The following is a 15,237-nucleotide window of genomic DNA, read 5'->3' as shown; positions in this document are numbered from 1 at the left end:
GGACGCGCGGACGTTTAGCTGGTTCGTCTGCCGGTGCGGATCCGGTGTTTTTCGCCGCATGAATCAATCTTTAAGTATGTATACCGGAATAGTATAAAAATGCGATGACACGGCCCACGCGTCAGCGGGAGCAACGGGAGCAGACGTGGCAGGAAGAAGACGAGGCCGCCGAGGAGGAACTCGATCTCGACGAGGTCGATCCGGAAGACCTGGTCAGAACGGCTGACGGGGAACTCATACACGAGGAGACGGGGCTCATCGTCGAGGAAGAGCAGATCGATCCCGGGCCGGAGTGGCGGGCGTTCAACCACTCCGAACGCCAGGAGAAGTCGCGGGTTGGCGCGCCGACGACCCGGACGATGCACGACAAGGGGCTGACAACCACGATCGACTGGAAGGACAAGGACGCCTACGGGCGGTCCATTTCCTCGAAGAAGCGCTCGCAGATGCACCGGCTGCGCAAGTGGCAGGAACGCATCCGCACCAAGGACGCCGGCGAGCGCAACCTCCAGTTTGCCCTCTCGGAGATCGACCGCATGGCATCGGCGCTGGGCGTGCCACGCTCCGTCCGGGAGGTCGCTTCCGTCATCTACCGGCGCGCGCTCGATGAAGACCTCATCCGCGGCCGCTCGATCGAGGGCGTCGCCACCGCCGCCCTCTATGCCGCCTGCAGGAAGGAAGGGATTCCCCGGTCGCTCGAGGAGATTTCGGAGGTCTCGCGGGTCGAGCGCAAGGAAATCGGTCGGACGTACCGGTACATCTCCCAGGAACTCGGCCTGGAGATGAAACCGGTCGATCCGAAGAAGTACGTCCCCCGGTTCTGTTCGGAACTCGAACTCTCCGAGGAGGTACAGGGGAAAGCAAACGAGATCATCGAGACCACCGCCGAGAAGGGACTCCTTTCGGGGAAATCCCCCACGGGCTACGCCGCCGCCGCGATCTACGCTGCCTCGCTTCTGTGCAACGAGAAGAAAACCCAGCGCGAAGTCGCCGACGTCGCCCAGGTCACCGAAGTCACCATCCGCAACCGCTACCAGGAACAGATCGAAGCGATGGGCATCCACAGCTGATCGGCCACCGCCTCGTCACATTCGGTCGCCGGCCCGGCCCGATTCTGGAATCCGCGTCCACGCTTTTATACGATCGCGAACCAGCCGAACCGTGACCTGACGATCAGTCCGCGCGCGGTTCCGGCGGGATTCCCGCGAGCGAGCGCTAGCAAGCGAGGGGGAAGTCGGCGAGGTAACGAAACGAACGAAGTGAGTCGAGTGGACTCGGCGGGAGTCCGGTGTGCCGCCGCGGGAACGGGAATACACCGGCTGTTCGCCATTCTTTCGAAACCAGGCCGAATGTCGCCGGCCGACCGGGAGCGCCACCGAAGAAACGTTGAAGCGTACCCCCGGCCAACCATCGATGAATGCGGCTGGACGAGTATCTCGACCTCGAGGTGAACGAGCGGGCCCGCCGGCGACAGCTCGCCGAGGAGAAGTCCTACGACATCCTCGATCACCTCGAAACGTTCCAGGACCGCTTCGAGGAGACGGTCTCGGGTGACGCCGTCGTCGGGAGCGTCTCGCCGTCCGTCTTCGTCGGCCGAACGAACTACCCGCGGGTGTCGACTGGAATCCTCTCTCCGGTCGGCCGCGAGGAGGAGGCCGCCCGGTTCGAGACCAGCGCCGAGTGGTACGACGAAGACATCTCGATCGAGGGGGTATTCCAGCGCCGGACGAGTCTCCTCAACTCCACGAATCGTGTCGACGTCACCGAGGGTGCCACCGGATTCGGGAACCGAACCGCCGCCGGGGATGGAGATGGGTGCGGGTCCGTCTACGACGCCTGGGACGGCTTTCTCGGCACCCAGCGGGAGGTCGCGATCGCCGACCGACCCGTCGGAGTCGAGATCGGCCTCGAGGACCGGCCCGATCTCGATTTCGACGTGAACGACGCCGACGTGTCGACGCCGACCGGACCGCGGGCGCCCGCCGACAGCGCGGACCTCACGGAGAACCCGCACGTCCCCCGGCCGGTTCAAAAAACTCTCGAGGACGACGACTGGCGGGCGACCGGCGCGATGAACTACCTCTATCGCCGGGGGTTCGACGTCTACGAAATAAACACGATCCTGTCGGCAGGCGCGCTCGGCGAGCGGGAGAACCGCCGGCTGGTTCCGACGCGGTGGTCGATCACCGCCGTCGACGACACCGTCGGGCAGTTCCTTCGGGGGACGATCCGGAACACACAGAGTATCGACACCGTGGAAGTCCACCGAAACGACTATCTCGGAAACGCCTTCTGGATCGTTCTCGCGCCGGGGAACTGGGAATTCGAACTCGTGGAAATGAAAGCGCCGGGATCGATCTGGAACCCGGATCCCGAGGCCGGCGTCTGGCTCGCTGCCGACGCCGAAGGCCGGGACGGTCGAACGGGATACGTCGAAGAGACCGCCGGCGCCTACTACGCCGCCCGACTGGCAGTTCTCGAACACCTCCAGGATCGGAATCGTCAGGCCAAGGCGCTCGTGCTCAGACACGTCTCCGACGACTACTGGGGGCCAGTCGGCGTCTGGCAAGTCCGGGAGACGGTTCGGAACGCGTTCGACGACGAGCCTGGGGAAACCGAGACGTTCGGCGAGGCAATCCGGGAAATCACACCCCACCTCCCGGTTTCCCTCGCAGATCTCCGCCGGAAATCGAGACTGTGTGCCGGATTACAGACGTCGCTGGCGGATTTCGGATCGCAACGGTCGTGAATCCTGGCCGCCGTCTGCTCCCCGGAACGGTTTTTTTAGGTTCCCTGCCGTGTCCCAGGTATGGTGCTCCAGGTTCCCGGCGGACCGGAACTACTCATCGTCCTGCTCATGCTCGCCTTTTTCGGCGCCTTCGTTGGAGTCGCAGTTATCGTCGCCGTGTTCCTCCTGCGCCGTGGGACAGAGAACAGTTCGACGGCCGAGACGGACGCGGAACTGCGGGCGAAACTCGAGGAACAGGACCGACGAATCGACGAACTCGAGTCGGAACTCGACGCAGAACGGAACGAACGAGGGCGAACTGATAGCGAGTCGTGACCTTACGAACCCTCACTCGCCCCGTTCGTTTTCGAGTTTCTCGAAGACGTCGTCGGCGAGTTCTCCGGTGTCGGCGACGATTCGGTCCATCTCCGCGTCGTCGACTGCCATTCCCAGCAGTCGCGCGATCCGCATGATCGACACGTGATACACCACCTGCACTCCCGGCTCCCGCTCCCAGATGACCATGTTGCACGGAAACAGCGCGCCGATCCGGCCGTCGGTCGCGTCCAGCGCACGATCGGCCACGGCCGGGTTGCACGCCCCGAGAACGTAGTAGGGATCGCGGTCGGCGTCGACCTTCTCGTTGAGTAGTTCCGACGGCGAGAACTCGACGGGGATCCCGAATCCGGACTCTTCACAGACCTCCCGGACGTGTTCGATGGCCGCCTCGTGTTCCATCTCGAGGGTCGTTTGCGTTTCGCCGTACTCCTCGGGATCGATCTCGTCGGGATCGAAGGGTAACGACATACCGACCGGTAGAGCCGAGCGAGCAAAAGCCTTCGTCGGCCGGCTACTCGGTCGCGACGGGGCCGCGACCGGCGGCGGCCTCGATCTCCGCAACGAACGCCTGTCTGGAGTCGAAATACGTCTCGTCGACGTCCTCGAGCAGTTCCGAGAGGGATGTCGGTCCGTCGGGGGTCCGGATCTCGGCGTCGCCCTCCTGGGCCTCGACGTCGCTTTTCGTCTGCGGCCACGTCAGCCGGGAGGCGACACGCGAAAGCGGCGCCCCCTCGACGTCGGGGCCCTCTCCCAGTTCGACGGTGGGTTCCTCCGGCTCCTCGGATTCCTCGTCGCTCATGTCCGCACCTCTTCTGCCGACGATAGTAGTCCTTTCGGGATGCATCGGCACTGGCCGTCGTGCGTGCGTCTGACATATCCTTTTGAGGGACGATTACGTACTCGCGCGTATGACCAGTCTCTCGGAGGCGTACGGGGATGGGCCGGGGACGGAGGTCGACCTCCGACGGCTGTACCTCGGGATCGGGCTGTTTCTCGGGGGGGTGTTACTCGTCGTCGCCGGGATACTCGCGACAGGGACCGAGATCCTCACCACGAGAGGGTACTCGCTGGGCGAGGCTCGGCTATACGGCGGCGTGCTCGGCGGGCTCGGCGTCCCGGCGGTGTTTCTGGGTATCTTCGCCGTGCTTCCGGCGAGTCGGGCGACCCGCGCCGCGGCGACCGTCGGTGCCGCAGTCGCGATCCTGGGCGTCGCGATGTTCTATCACGCATACCCGTGCCAGTGGATCGGCTCCAACTGCGGGGAGGGGCTCGCCGACCTGACGCTGGCTACCTCGAGCATCTACTTCCTTGGAACCGTGACGACGTTCTGGTGTCTGTTCGTCGGCGTCGCCAACTTCAAACGCCGGAACGACCCGGGCGGGACGGTGACGATGGAGATAACGCGCAAAGGGGAAACGAAGATCGTCGAGGTCGAACGTGGCTCCCGCGGGCTCGGCGGCATCGGCTTCCTCGGATCGACCCCGGACGGCGACGTGGACACACAGACGAACCGGGGCGGTGTCGGCCGGTCGGGTCGGTCGACGGGACCGTCCAGCGGGCCGTCGCCGACGACCGCGCCCTCGAGCGACGGCGGCGCCGACGCGGCGGACATCTCCTCGCCGCTGGATACGTCTTCTCCGAACACCACGTCCTCGACCGACTCCCCGACAGGAACGTCGAAACGGTCGCGGAAATCACCAGGGGGAAGTTCGAAAGGCAGATCCGATCGGGCGTCCGAATCCACCGCGGACAAGTACTGCGGCTCGTGTACGCAGTTCCGGTACGTCAGAACCCCGGAGGGCATGCAGCCGTACTGTGACTTCCACGACGAACGGATGGACGACATGGACGCCTGCGAGGACTGGACGCCCAGAGGTCGGTGACTCAACGAGGTCGCTGGCTCAACGAGGTCGCTGACGCCGACCCCCATCAACCGGTTCGAACGTCCTCGAGCCGTGCTGCGACGTCCTCCCAGTGACTTCCCTTCCAGAACCACTGCCCACAGTCGCGACACCGCCAGACTGGATCCTGGTCGGGGACGTACTCGGGACGAGGGTCGTCGGATGCCGGAGGTTCGAGACGTCCGTTACATCGACCACACCGTGTCGGTGGATCCGAAAGCGAGAGGTCGAAGCCGGCGTCCCGAAGTTCCCGGAGCTGGTCTGTCACCTCGCGTTCGGACAATAGCACCGACCCGGGGGCTGTGTCGTCTTGCTGATCGGCTGCCGCCCGGTCGGCGAGGGAGCGATCCCGGGTGAGAAGCGTCCGGTTCTCCTCGCGGGCGACGGCGAGCAGCTCCCCGTCGTGTTCGATCCCGCGATCGAGGGCGTACGCGGCGTCGTACCCACACATCCGGAGGTACGTCGTCAGCTTGCCGAGCATGGCGTCCAGCAGGAGCCGGCGTTCGTCCCCGGAGTTCGACAGTCGGTTCACGACTCCAGGAACGACCGTATCGCGGACCCCTCCCACGTGTTGAGCACGTCCGCCGCCTCGGCCCATCCCCGTCGGGCCGTGTGAACCCCGTACCGGAGGTAGTCGAACTCGCCTGGGCTGTGGGCGTCGGTGTTGACGACGATCGGGACGCCCGTTTCGACGCAACGTCGGATCGGTTCGTCCGCCAGATCGAGGCGTGCCGGGTTGGCGTTCACCTCGAGTGCGACCCCGTGGTCGGCGGCCGCCTCGACGACACGACTCACGTCGACGTCGAGGCCGGGGCGGCTGTTGATGATCCGCCCCGTGGGATGACCGATCACGTCGACGTGCGGGTGTTCGATTGCCCGACAGAGCCGCTGCGTCGCCGTCTCGCCGGTCTGATCGAGCGCACTGTGTGGCGAGGCGATCACGAGGTCCAACTCCGCGAGCACGTCGTCGTCCGTCGTGACGACACCGTCCGAATCGATGTTCGCTTCGATCCCGTGGAACAGTTCCAGGTCGACGTCTTCGGCAACCGACGCGACGGCGTCGGCCTGCTCTCGGATCTCGCCGTCCGAAAGCCCCGCGTTACCGAACACGCCCGGCCCCGCTGCGTGGTCGGTGACAGCGTAGTAGTCGTAGCCGCGTTCAGCTGCCGCCGCGACCATCGTCTCGATATCGTCTCTTCCGTCGGACCAGTCGGTGTGGGTGTGGAGGTCACCCCGCAGGTCGTCGGGTTCGACGAGTTCGGGGAGGTCACCCGATTGTGCGGCCTCGATCTCGCCGCGGTCCTCGCGCAGCTCCGGCGGGACGAGCGGAAGATCGAGCGCGTCGTACATTTCCGCCTCCGTCTCGCCGGCGATCCGTTCGCCGACTCGTTGACCCGCGTCGGGATCGTCGACGTCGCTCACGTCGAAGACGCCGTACTCGTTCATCTTGAGCCCGCGATCGATCGCGAGGTTGCGGAGGTGGACGTTGTGGTCCTTGCTCCCGGTGAAGTACTGGAGCGCCGACCCGAACTCGTCGGGATCGACGACCCGGAGGTCGACCCGCATGCCGTCGGCGCGAACGCTCCCTTTCGAGGTGCCCGACTCGATCACCGCGTCGACGGCGTCCCATTCGGCGAACGCCTCGAGCACCGCCGGACCGTCCGCGCTCGCGACGAGGACGTCGACGTCGCCGACGGTCTCGCGCCACCGCCGGATCGATCCGGCTGTTTCGGCGGTTTCGACCGCTGAAGACTCCCGAAGCGTCGCGAGCAGGTCGTCCGCGACTGGACGGGCGTTTCCGAGCCGTGATCGCTGCTGTGATTTCCGGGCGAACGGAATGTTATCAAGGATATTCTCTTCGGTCTTTGCGCCGAACCCCTTCACCTCCCGGATTTCTCCCGCTTCGGCAGCCGCCTCCAGCTCCTCGAGCGTCGTGATCGAAAGCTCCTCGTACAGCGTGCCGACGGTTTTGGGGCCGACGCCGGAGACGCTGGTGAGCGCGCCCATGTCGACCGGCAGCTCCTCGCGGAGTTCGTCGAGTTCCTCGATTCCGCCGGTCTGGACGTACTCGACGATCTTCGCCGCGATGGCGTCGCCGACCCGGTCGATCTCGGCGACGGCGTCCTCGCCGGCTTTCGCCAGCGCCTCGATCGGTTCGGGGTACTCCCGGACGTTCTCGGCGGCGCGCCGGTAGGCGTTCGGCTTGTACTCGACGCCCTGCGCCTCCAGCAGGTCCGCGAACTCCTCGAGGCGACGGGCGACCTCGTCGTTGCGGCTCATACTCGCAGTTCGTTCCTGCGGCCCAAGACACTTTGTGCCCGTTCGCCGTTCCTCCGACCCCATCGAGGCGGTTCTCGCCGGTCGTGATCGGCCAACTCGGGCCGACGGCGATCACCTCGATATAAAAGGAACCGGGCCGCCAGTATCGATCATGCGACTCATCGCGTTCGACTTCGATGGAACCCTCTCGGACTCGGAGATGACCGTGTTGCTGGCTCGACGGGCCGGCGTCGAAGCGGACGTCGCCGAGATCACCGAGCGGGCGATGAACGACGAGTTGAGCTACGCCGAGAGCCTCCGCGAGCGTGCGGCACTGCTGGAAGGTCTCCCGGAGAAGGACGTGACGGCAGCCTACGGAGAGGTGACCCTGCGCCCGGGTGCCGCACGGCTCATCGAACGGCTCCGGGAGGAGGGCCACAACGTAGCAATTCTCACGGGCGGCTTCGACCGGGGCGTCGAGGCCGCACTCGAATCCGCCGGCGTCGAGGTCGATCACCTGATCGCAAACCGGCTGCCGATCCGCGGCGGCCGGCTCAACGGGAACGTCGGCGGCCCGCTGGTCGATGGGACGAAAGACGAGGCACTGGAGGACCTCGCCGAGGAAGTCGGCGTGCCGATGACGCGAACCGTCGCAGTCGGCGACGGCGCAAACGACCTCCCGATGCTGGAAGTCGCCGGCCTTTCGGTGGGGTATCTCCCGAAGGACGCCGTCCGCCCGGCCTGTGACGTCGTCGTCGCCTCGATGTCCCGGCTCGCGCGCGTGTTCGAGGAACGAGGCCTGCTTTCGGCTCGAAACGAACGATAGCCCGCTGTTTTCGGGAGCTATTCGGACTCCGCCCGGCGCGTCGCGGCCTCGACCACGGCGCGGGCGAGCGCCTCGAAGGTGGCCTCGTCCGGCACGACGTCGACGGCGATGCCGTGAGACTCGGCCGTGTCCCGTGTCGGATCGCCGATCGCGCCGACGATTGCGCGATCGAGCCCGGAGAGGGCGTCCTCGTGAACGTCCCGATCCTCGGCCGCCTCCAGGAAGTGTTCGACCGTCAGCGACGACGTGAACGCCGCCGCATCGAGGTCGCCGAGCGCGGCGAGTTCGGCGGATCGACCGGACTCGGGCGGGCGGACCAGTTTATAAAGGATCGTCTCGTGGACGTCGGCACGGGCCGCCCGGAGCCCCTCGAGAAGCACCGGGCTGCCGTGGTCGCTGCGCGCGACCTCGACGGTTCGGCCGTCGACCCGGCCCTCGAGCGTCTCCACGAGCCCGGCCGAGGTGTACTCCTCGGGAACGACATCGGGGGACCAGCCCGCCTCGCGGGCTGCCGCTGCCGTCGCCGGGCCGATCGCGACGAGGATCGCCGCCTCGCCATCCGGGCCGGCGTTTTCGGGGGACCAGCCCGCTTCGGCAGCGAGTTCGACGCCGGTCTTGCTCGTGAGAACGACGAACTCCGCCGGCCGCGGGACGGCGCCGGTCGGCTCGACTGCAAGCATCGGATCGGCGATCGGTGCGGCCCCCAGCTCCTCGAGCAGCTCGACCGCCGTCCGGATGCGGTCGTCGTCCGGGCGGAACACCGCGACACGTGGCCGTGAGCTCACGCGTCTCCCCCCTCTTCCTCGGCGCGTTCGCGGGCCTCCTCGATGAGGTCGGCTGCGCCCCGGTCTGCGAGGTCGTCGGCGAACGCCGCGGCAGCCTCCGCGTGTGATTCGACCGGGAGATCCCGGGTGTCGTTTATGACCGTCTCCCCGTCTGTGCTCGACACCTGTGCCCGGGTGTGGACGTACTCGCCCTGCAGGATGGCGTTGACGCCGATCGGCGCGATGCAGCCGCCACCGAGCTCCGCGAGGACGGTCCGCTCGGCGGTAGTGGCGATCCGGGTCGGCGGGTGGTCGATGCGCGACCGGATCAGGTCGATCACGTCCGGATCGGCGGCGGTCACCGCGATCGCCCCCTGTCCGGGGGCGGGGACGAATCGCGAGCGTTCGAGCCGCTCCGTCTCGACGTCGTCGAACAGGCCACTCCGACGCAGACCGGCCTCCGCGAGCACGATTCCGTCGTACTCCGAGTCGACCGTCCGCCCCAGCGCGTTCCGCTCGAGTTCAGTCAGGTCGTCGAACCACTCGTCGGTGGTGCGGTCGAACGAGACGTCCTCGTCGAACGCCTCGTCGGATTCGGCGTTCAGCCGCCGTTCGTGCTCCCGCTGTAGCGAGGGGGCGAGCAGCTTCTCCAATCGGGTGTCGACGTTGCCCCGGAGCGGGTCGATCTCGAGATCCGGACGCGCGTTGGAGAGCTGTGCGCCCCGACGAAGCGACGACGTACCGACGGTCGCGCCGTCGGGAAGCGCCTCGAACGGCGTCCCGTCGGGCGTGACGAGCACGTCACCGGCGGGTGCCCGTTCCGGGACGCCGGCGACGGCCAGGTCCCCGGGGAACTCCGTCGGCATGTCCTTCATCGAGTGGATGGCCGCGTCGACGTCCCCCTCGAGCACCTCCTCGTCCAGCGCTCTGACGAACGCCCCCGTTCGGCCGAGCCGGTGGATCAGTTCGTCGGTGATGCGGTCCCCGCGCGTTTCGATCTCCACGAGTTCCACGTCGAGTCGTCGACTCGACAGTGAGTCGCGGACGGTCGTCGCCTGTCGGCGCGCGAGTACCGATCCCCGTGTCGCGAGCCGTAACGTTCCCTCGTCCATACAGAGTGTGATCGGCGCGAGGTGAAAAGGACACCAGTTCCGATCGGCGCCGAGATCACGCCCGCTCTCTGGTGAGCCACAGCGCCGCGGCGATCGTCGCCGCCGCAGCCATCGCGGCCGCAAGCAGCCCGAAGGCGGGCCGGAACCCCAGCCCGTCAGAGATGACACCGATGATCACGGGGGCGACCGCACCCGCGCCCATCAGCCCGGTGCGGACGACCCCGAGCGCGCCGCCGGCGATGTCGTCGGGAAGCACGAACATGAGATACGAGCCACGCACCGGCCTGAATCCGTGCATTCCGAGCCCGCCGACGGCGACCGCAACGGCAACAGCGATGGCCCCGCCGGGCGTTCCGGCGATCGGGAGCACCACGAGCGCAGCGACCCCGACCGTGGCCAGCGTCAGTGCCGCAACGATGACGGGGAGCTGTCCGGCCCGGTCGCTCGCCTCGCCGGAGAACAGCTGGACGAAGCTGACCAGAAACAGCAAACTGTACAGCCCGCCGGCGGTCGCTGCTGCAAGGCCGGCTTCGCGGGTGAGATACAGCGGGAGGAACGCCACCAGCCCGTTGTACGCGAAGGAAAACGACAGCGTCACGGCGACGAATGCGGCGAGACGCGGATCGGAAAACAGCGTCACGTACCGACGGAAGCCGGGGTTCGAGCCAGTCTTCTTCCCGACGGATCGCTCGTCGCCGACTGCGTCGCCGGGATCGGTGTCGGCTGTTTCCGTTCCGGAGCGTTCGGCCCCGGCGTGGTCGGCCTCGAGCCGCCCGGGAACCCGCCGGAGGAACGCGACCGCGAGGGCGACGCCGACGAGCCCCGCCGAAAAGAAGAGCCACCGCCAGGGATCGCCCGGCAGCCCCGAAAGCAGCCCGGTGGTGAACGCGACGACAGCGATCGGCGCTACCACGCCCCCGAACGTTCCGACCGTGTCGAACGCGCCGAGCGCCCGCCCCGTCCGGGCGGGGTACACACGGGCGAGCAGCCGGATCGCGACCGTCTTGTGGGCGCCGGTCCCCCCGCCCATCACGAGCATCGTCGCGACGAGGACGCCGAAACCGGCGGCCGCCCCCGCGAAAGAGCCGATCGCCACCGCGAGCGCCCCCACCGCGGCAAGCGACGCACCCGCGACCACGACCCGAACCGATCCCAGCCGGTCGGCGAGCGCCCCGGAAGGAAACTGCATCGCGGCGTACACGAGCATGAACCCGGTGAACGCGGCGCCGACCTCCGCGTTCGAGACGCCATACGTCGCCTGGAACGGTTCGAAAAGCGGCGGGAACGCGTACCGGAGGAACTTCGCGAGAAACCAGATGGCCGCCGTCAGCGCGAGGACGTCGAAGCGTGCGAGCCGGCCGAGACGGTCGCGGAGACGTCGACTGACGCCACGTCCGCCGCCGGAGTTTCGGCCCACGGCGTCAGCCGAACGGGCCCTTGCCGCCGCCCAGCTCCTCGAGATCGCCCATGCCGCCGGCGCCGCCTCCGCCGCCGAACTTCTTCATCATCCGCTGCATGTCGCCCTCGCCCATCCCCTGGAACTGCTTGAGCGTTTGCTCCATCATCTTGTGCTGTTCGAGCAGCTCTCGGATAGTCTCCTCCTCGACGCCGGAGCCGCGGGAGATGCGCTCGACGCGCGACCGGCCGATAGTCCGGGGGTTCTCCAGCTCCTCGTCGGTCATCGAGTCCATCGCGATGTCGAACCGGCGCATCCGATCCTGGGTGACGTCCATCGCGTCGTCGGGCAGCTGGTCCATCATGCCGCCGCCGAGCCCGGGGATCATGTCCATCACCTGATCGAGGGGGCCCATCCGGTTCATCGCCTCCATCTGTCGCTGCATGTCCTTCAGCGTGAACTGCCCTTCGAGCAGGTCCTCGGGATCCCAGTCGTCGTCTTCCTCCTGGGTTTCCTGCATCGCACGTTCGACCCGTTCGGAGAGCTGCTTGAGGTCGCCCATCCCGAGCAGCCGAGAGATGAACCCCGAGGGTTCGAACCGCTCGATGTCCTTTACGGTCTCGCCGGTCCCGAGGAACGCGATCGAGGAGTCGGTTTCGTTGACAGCGGTCAACGCACCGCCACCTTTCGCGGTCCCGTCGAGCTTCGTGATGACGACGCCTTCGATGCCGACCGAGCGCTCGAACTCCCGGGCCTGATCTTTGGCACCCTGCCCGATCGCCGCATCGAGCACGAGCAGCGAGACGTCCGGGGCAACCGTCGCCTCGATCTCCTCGATCTCGTCGATGAGGTCCTCCTCCAGCGCGTGGCGACCGGCGGTGTCGACGATCCGGACGTCAGCGTCCTCGGTCGCCTCCATTCCCTCACGGGCGATCTCGACGGGATCGTCCCCGTCGGGGTCGCCGTAGAACTCCACCTCCGCCCGTTCGCACATCTGTTTGGCCTGGTCGTACGCGCCCGGACGGAACGTGTCCGTCTGGATCACTGCCGGTCGGAGCCCCTTCTTCGAGAACCACCACGCCATCTTGGCGGCGGTGGTCGTCTTCCCCGACCCCTGCAGGCCGGCGAGCATGATCGTCTGTGGCTCCAGCGGAAGTTCCGTGGATTCGCCGACGAGTTCGACGAGTTCCTCGTAGACGATCTTCAGGACGTGATCGCGCGCGGTCGTTCCCGCCGGAGGATCCTCCGACAGCGCACGCTGTTCGATGCTGTCGGACAGCTCCATCACCAGCCCGACCTCGACGTCCGCCTGCAGGAGGGCGCGCTGGATCTGCTTTACGACCTCCCCGACGTCGTCCTCGTCGATGCGGGACTTCCCGCGGAGGTCGTTGAGCGTTCCCCGGAGGGAACTCCCGAGGTCGTCGAGTACCATTTGACGGCTCGTACGCCGTCAGGCCGGTAAAGCCTTCCCTTCACGATTCCGCCCGACTGCGCCGTGGGAGACTGCGACTACTCCCGGGGAACGTCCCGCATGTCGCGTTCGGCCGGATACGACTGAGCGCCGCCACAGGACTTGCGTGCGACGACGGTCGCGATCGCCGAGGGCCTGTCGTCCTCCTTCCCGTGGCGGGTCGCCTCCGCGTAGTGAAGCACCGTGAGATCGAGACACGCCCGGAGCAGTTCGTTCGACCGGTAGCGAACCCAGTCGTCGGAGGGGCCGACCTCGATGGGATCGCTCGATCGGAGATGGTGTTCGTACACCAGCACGCCCCCGGGTGCGAGCGCCTCCGTGAGCTCCGGCAGCAGCTCGGGAGCATAAAAGAAGCTCATGACGACCAGGTCGTACGCCCGGGATTCGAGCTGGAAATCACCCTCGGGGTCGGTGACGTCCGCACGGATCCAATCGACGTCGAGACCGCGCTCCTCGGCGCGAGCACGCGCCTGCGCGAGTGCCTCGTCGGAGACGTCGACCGCCGCGACGTCGTAGCCGTGCTCGGCGAGAAACAGCGCGTTCCGTCCGCTTCCCGTCGCCACGTCGAGCGCCCGGCCGTCCGGGAGCGTATCGATCCGGCGCGCAAGCTCGGGGACGGGTTCGTCGGGGAGATCGAAGTCGTCGTCCCTGTACCGCTCGTTCCATTTGTCGCGGTCGTCGGTCACAGGCGAAACGGAACCGCACGGGAGATAATTCGCCCGGTTCGAAGGCGAACAGCGATGGAGGGCCGAGGGACCGGTAGAGGTCACATGAACTATTTCATGTGAACATCTTATAGGTCATGAGATAATAGAGAGTAGTAGCACCAGTGATTCGTATGAGCAGTAACGACACCAAGTACGTCCAAACTGAATTGAACGAGGACGAATACGAACGGTTCCGAGAGTTCGCGAGAGAACACGGGCTGTCACTCAAAGAAGCTGGACACGAGGCCGTTATCGAGTGGATCGAACGACAGCAGCGACCGGATCCAAACGATCGGGCGTTCACCGTCCTCGACGAGCTCGAGGCGGACTCTCTGCCAGAGTCGTCAGAAACGGATGCTCGCGACGAAGACGATCTCGTCGATGAGTGGCACGGCAGCGACAAGTCGTTCACACTCGCCGACGATCCGTCCGCGCAATCCTGAATTCGCATGGCAGAGCCAGTCGACACACCGATGGGAACGGTCACGCCCGAGCATTTTCGACCGGGCCACGTCCGTCATCAGGTCGTCGTCGGGCCGAAGTTCCTGTACGCGTTGTTCAACCCCCGAGATCAGATGCATGCAGTTTCTCGGGCGTTTATGGGTTTTGTTCGCGATGGTGACCTTCCATATCGTCGCCTCGTCGTCAACGATCATATCGTCGACGAGGCAGCAACGCGACTGAAAAAGCAGGCATCGATGCGGAACGCAACGTCGTTTCTGACAACTCTCGACGAGAGTACACTCTATCAGTTCGAATCCGTCACCGGGGACGTTTTCAATGACGCCAAAGCGACGTTCGTCGAGTGGACCGACCTAAATGCGTCATTCACTGACTTCATAATCGCTACGCATATGGACCACCTCGAAATCGATCACATTCTCACCTATGACCGCCACTACAATACCTTCGATGTGACGACTCTCCCGTACCAAGAGTGACATCCTCCCCGCCGTGAACAGTAGTTGCCGAAGCAGATTCTCGTCGATCAGTCACCGAGAGTTCGACTCGGGATTACGATTCAGTTGAATCGTCTTCGCCGTCCGCGTCGTCCTCCTCGTCTTCGACGTCCTCGTACTCCACCGTCGTTCCCTGCGCGACGGGCTGAAGGAGATACGACTCGGTCGCGCCCCGCCGCACGGGTGTGAAGTCGGCGGTGAAGACGGTCCGCTGCCCCTCGCGGATCTCGAACCGGTGTTTGAACTGCAAGGGTGCGTTCCCGGGCGTGGAGACGTCTGCGTCGCCGCCGTCGACCAGAGTACCGTCGACGTCGATCACGTCGAGCTGGAGGAACTCGTACTCGCGGGCCGCAAGTTCCTGCTCGTCGACGAGCTGTGTTTCGCCGTCCTGAAGCTGGACCAGGTCGGCCTCCTGCGGCTCGTCGAACTCGTGGTACTCCCGGGCGTCGCTCTCGTCGGGAGTTTCGGTTTCCTCGGCGTCTTCGTCGGTTTCCTCGTCTTCCTCGCCGTCGTCTTCCTCGTCTTCCTCGTCTTCCTCGTCTTCCTCGCCGTCGTCGCTTGCGGGCTTTACCCACATTCCCCGAATCGTGACGACACACGATTCGAAGTCGCCGATGTCACCGGGCTGGTCGGTCACCCGGGTGGCGAGTGTTCCGGTTGCGTCGGATTCCGGTACGTCGTCGAGACAACCAGCGATCCCGGCGCTACCGATCGCAGCGATCGAGCCGGTTGCCTTCAGATACGTCCGTCGGTCGAGGAGTGAACTGTCGGTCAT

Annotated in this window: 17 protein-coding genes; 7 read left to right on the top strand and 10 right to left on the bottom strand. The window is 66.0% G+C overall.

All coding sequences use genetic code 11. From position 1 onward, the window contains the following. The first annotated feature begins 104 nt into the window (after window positions 1–104). The 3 genes from AArcSl_RS00345 to AArcSl_RS16940 all read left to right on the top strand — a co-directional run bounded on the left by AArcSl_RS00345 (window position 105) and on the right by AArcSl_RS16940 (window position 3,064). Window positions 105–1,070 carry a transcription initiation factor IIB gene (locus AArcSl_RS00345; RefSeq protein ID WP_119813630.1) on the top strand — a complete coding sequence of 322 codons (966 nt, stop codon included), beginning with the start codon at window positions 105–107 and terminating at the stop codon, window positions 1,068–1,070. A gap of 347 nt (window positions 1,071–1,417) precedes the next feature. Then, entirely contained in the window at window positions 1,418–2,749 is a 1,332-nt protein-coding gene (nreA, locus tag AArcSl_RS00340) for a DNA repair protein NreA (protein WP_119813628.1), read from the top strand. A gap of 60 nt (window positions 2,750–2,809) precedes the next feature. After that, on the top strand, window positions 2,810–3,064 hold the full coding sequence (locus tag AArcSl_RS16940) for a preprotein translocase subunit TatA (protein WP_119813626.1): 255 nt from the start codon (window positions 2,810–2,812) through the stop codon (window positions 3,062–3,064). A 12-nt stretch (window positions 3,065–3,076) separates the two neighbouring features. On the opposite strand, the gene AArcSl_RS00330 is transcribed toward AArcSl_RS16940, so the two are convergent. Then, window positions 3,077–3,535, bottom strand: a complete 459-nt coding sequence (locus tag AArcSl_RS00330; protein ID WP_119813624.1) for a DUF302 domain-containing protein — start codon at window positions 3,533–3,535, stop codon at window positions 3,077–3,079. A gap of 43 nt (window positions 3,536–3,578) precedes the next feature. Then, complete coding sequence (locus tag AArcSl_RS00325; RefSeq protein WP_119813621.1) at window positions 3,579–3,866, bottom strand: DUF5789 family protein; 288 nt, start codon at window positions 3,864–3,866, stop codon at window positions 3,579–3,581. 109 nt (window positions 3,867–3,975) lie between these two features. Here AArcSl_RS00325 and AArcSl_RS00320 point away from each other — a divergent pair, with 109 nt between their 5' ends. Then, window positions 3,976–4,950: a DUF7139 domain-containing protein gene (locus AArcSl_RS00320; RefSeq protein WP_119813619.1), complete on the top strand. Its 975-nt coding sequence runs from the start codon at window positions 3,976–3,978 to the stop codon at window positions 4,948–4,950. A gap of 46 nt (window positions 4,951–4,996) precedes the next feature. On the opposite strand, the gene AArcSl_RS00315 is transcribed toward AArcSl_RS00320, so the two are convergent. Next, complete coding sequence (locus AArcSl_RS00315) at window positions 4,997–5,536, bottom strand: Mut7-C RNAse domain-containing protein (protein ID WP_394337310.1); 540 nt, start codon at window positions 5,534–5,536, stop codon at window positions 4,997–4,999. Further along, a complete protein-coding gene (polX, locus tag AArcSl_RS00310) occupies window positions 5,497–7,248 on the bottom strand; it encodes a DNA polymerase/3'-5' exonuclease PolX (RefSeq protein WP_119813615.1) in 1,752 nt (583 codons plus the stop codon). The genes AArcSl_RS00315 and polX overlap by 40 nt, the downstream gene beginning before the upstream one ends. Before the next feature lie 151 nt (window positions 7,249–7,399). Here polX and serB point away from each other — a divergent pair, with 151 nt between their 5' ends. Next, complete coding sequence (gene serB / locus AArcSl_RS00305) at window positions 7,400–8,053, top strand: phosphoserine phosphatase SerB (RefSeq protein WP_119813613.1); 654 nt, start codon at window positions 7,400–7,402, stop codon at window positions 8,051–8,053. 17 nt (window positions 8,054–8,070) lie between these two features. On the opposite strand, the gene AArcSl_RS00300 is transcribed toward serB, so the two are convergent. From AArcSl_RS00300 to AArcSl_RS00280, 5 genes are all read right to left on the bottom strand, one after another. After that, window positions 8,071–8,838 (bottom strand): uroporphyrinogen-III synthase, encoded by a 768-nt coding sequence (locus AArcSl_RS00300; RefSeq protein WP_119813611.1) that lies wholly within the window; start codon window positions 8,836–8,838, stop codon window positions 8,071–8,073. Continuing rightward, window positions 8,835–9,929 (bottom strand): hydroxymethylbilane synthase, encoded by a 1,095-nt coding sequence (gene hemC, locus AArcSl_RS00295; protein ID WP_119813609.1) that lies wholly within the window; start codon window positions 9,927–9,929, stop codon window positions 8,835–8,837. The genes AArcSl_RS00300 and hemC overlap by 4 nt, the downstream gene beginning before the upstream one ends. Before the next feature lie 55 nt (window positions 9,930–9,984). Continuing rightward, on the bottom strand, window positions 9,985–11,346 hold the full coding sequence (locus AArcSl_RS00290) for an MFS transporter (RefSeq protein WP_119813607.1): 1,362 nt from the start codon (window positions 11,344–11,346) through the stop codon (window positions 9,985–9,987). Between the two features lie 4 nt (window positions 11,347–11,350). Then, window positions 11,351–12,757: a signal recognition particle protein Srp54 gene (locus AArcSl_RS00285; RefSeq protein ID WP_119813605.1), complete on the bottom strand. Its 1,407-nt coding sequence runs from the start codon at window positions 12,755–12,757 to the stop codon at window positions 11,351–11,353. A gap of 77 nt (window positions 12,758–12,834) precedes the next feature. Beyond that, window positions 12,835–13,482, bottom strand: coding sequence for a class I SAM-dependent methyltransferase (locus AArcSl_RS00280; RefSeq protein ID WP_119813603.1), 648 nt, complete (start codon window positions 13,480–13,482; stop codon window positions 12,835–12,837). 152 nt (window positions 13,483–13,634) lie between these two features. On the opposite strand from AArcSl_RS00280, the gene AArcSl_RS16730 reads away from it, so the two are divergent. Next, window positions 13,635–13,946, top strand: coding sequence for a hypothetical protein (locus AArcSl_RS16730; RefSeq protein WP_154670798.1), 312 nt, complete (start codon window positions 13,635–13,637; stop codon window positions 13,944–13,946). Window positions 13,947–13,952: 6 nt separating this feature from the next. Beyond that, entirely contained in the window at window positions 13,953–14,444 is a 492-nt protein-coding gene (locus AArcSl_RS00270) for a type II toxin-antitoxin system VapC family toxin (RefSeq protein WP_245883311.1), read from the top strand. Window positions 14,445–14,517: 73 nt separating this feature from the next. Here the strand turns inward: AArcSl_RS00270 and AArcSl_RS00265 are convergent, their stop codons facing one another. Continuing rightward, complete coding sequence (locus AArcSl_RS00265) at window positions 14,518–15,237, bottom strand: DUF4382 domain-containing protein (RefSeq protein ID WP_119813598.1); 720 nt, start codon at window positions 15,235–15,237, stop codon at window positions 14,518–14,520.

This window comes from Halalkaliarchaeum desulfuricum (genome assembly GCF_002952775.1).
Classification (GTDB): Archaea; Halobacteriota; Halobacteria; order Halobacteriales; family Haloferacaceae; genus Halalkaliarchaeum; species Halalkaliarchaeum desulfuricum.
This window is presented reverse-complemented; position numbering and strand designations above follow the sequence as displayed.

Excerpts from the sequence above, each read along its gene's own strand:
- AArcSl_RS00345 (WP_119813630.1), top strand. The coding sequence starts at position 105 with ATGACACGGCCCACGCGTCAGCGGGAGCAACGGGAGCAGACGTGGCAG.
- nreA (WP_119813628.1), top strand. The coding sequence starts at position 1,418 with ATGCGGCTGGACGAGTATCTCGACCTCGAGGTGAACGAGCGGGCCCGC.
- AArcSl_RS16940 (WP_119813626.1), top strand. The coding sequence starts at position 2,810 with ATGGTGCTCCAGGTTCCCGGCGGACCGGAACTACTCATCGTCCTGCTC.
- AArcSl_RS00330 (WP_119813624.1), bottom strand. The coding sequence starts at position 3,535 with ATGTCGTTACCCTTCGATCCCGACGAGATCGATCCCGAGGAGTACGGC.
- AArcSl_RS00325 (WP_119813621.1), bottom strand. The coding sequence starts at position 3,866 with ATGAGCGACGAGGAATCCGAGGAGCCGGAGGAACCCACCGTCGAACTG.
- AArcSl_RS00320 (WP_119813619.1), top strand. The coding sequence starts at position 3,976 with ATGACCAGTCTCTCGGAGGCGTACGGGGATGGGCCGGGGACGGAGGTC.
- polX (WP_119813615.1), bottom strand. The coding sequence starts at position 7,248 with ATGAGCCGCAACGACGAGGTCGCCCGTCGCCTCGAGGAGTTCGCGGAC.
- serB (WP_119813613.1), top strand. The coding sequence starts at position 7,400 with ATGCGACTCATCGCGTTCGACTTCGATGGAACCCTCTCGGACTCGGAG.
- hemC (WP_119813609.1), bottom strand. The coding sequence starts at position 9,929 with ATGGACGAGGGAACGTTACGGCTCGCGACACGGGGATCGGTACTCGCG.
- AArcSl_RS00285 (WP_119813605.1), bottom strand. The coding sequence starts at position 12,757 with ATGGTACTCGACGACCTCGGGAGTTCCCTCCGGGGAACGCTCAACGAC.
- AArcSl_RS16730 (WP_154670798.1), top strand. The coding sequence starts at position 13,635 with ATGAGCAGTAACGACACCAAGTACGTCCAAACTGAATTGAACGAGGAC.
- AArcSl_RS00270 (WP_245883311.1), top strand. The coding sequence starts at position 13,953 with ATGGCAGAGCCAGTCGACACACCGATGGGAACGGTCACGCCCGAGCAT.
- AArcSl_RS00265 (WP_119813598.1), bottom strand. The coding sequence starts at position 15,237 with ATGACCGACAGTTCACTCCTCGACCGACGGACGTATCTGAAGGCAACC.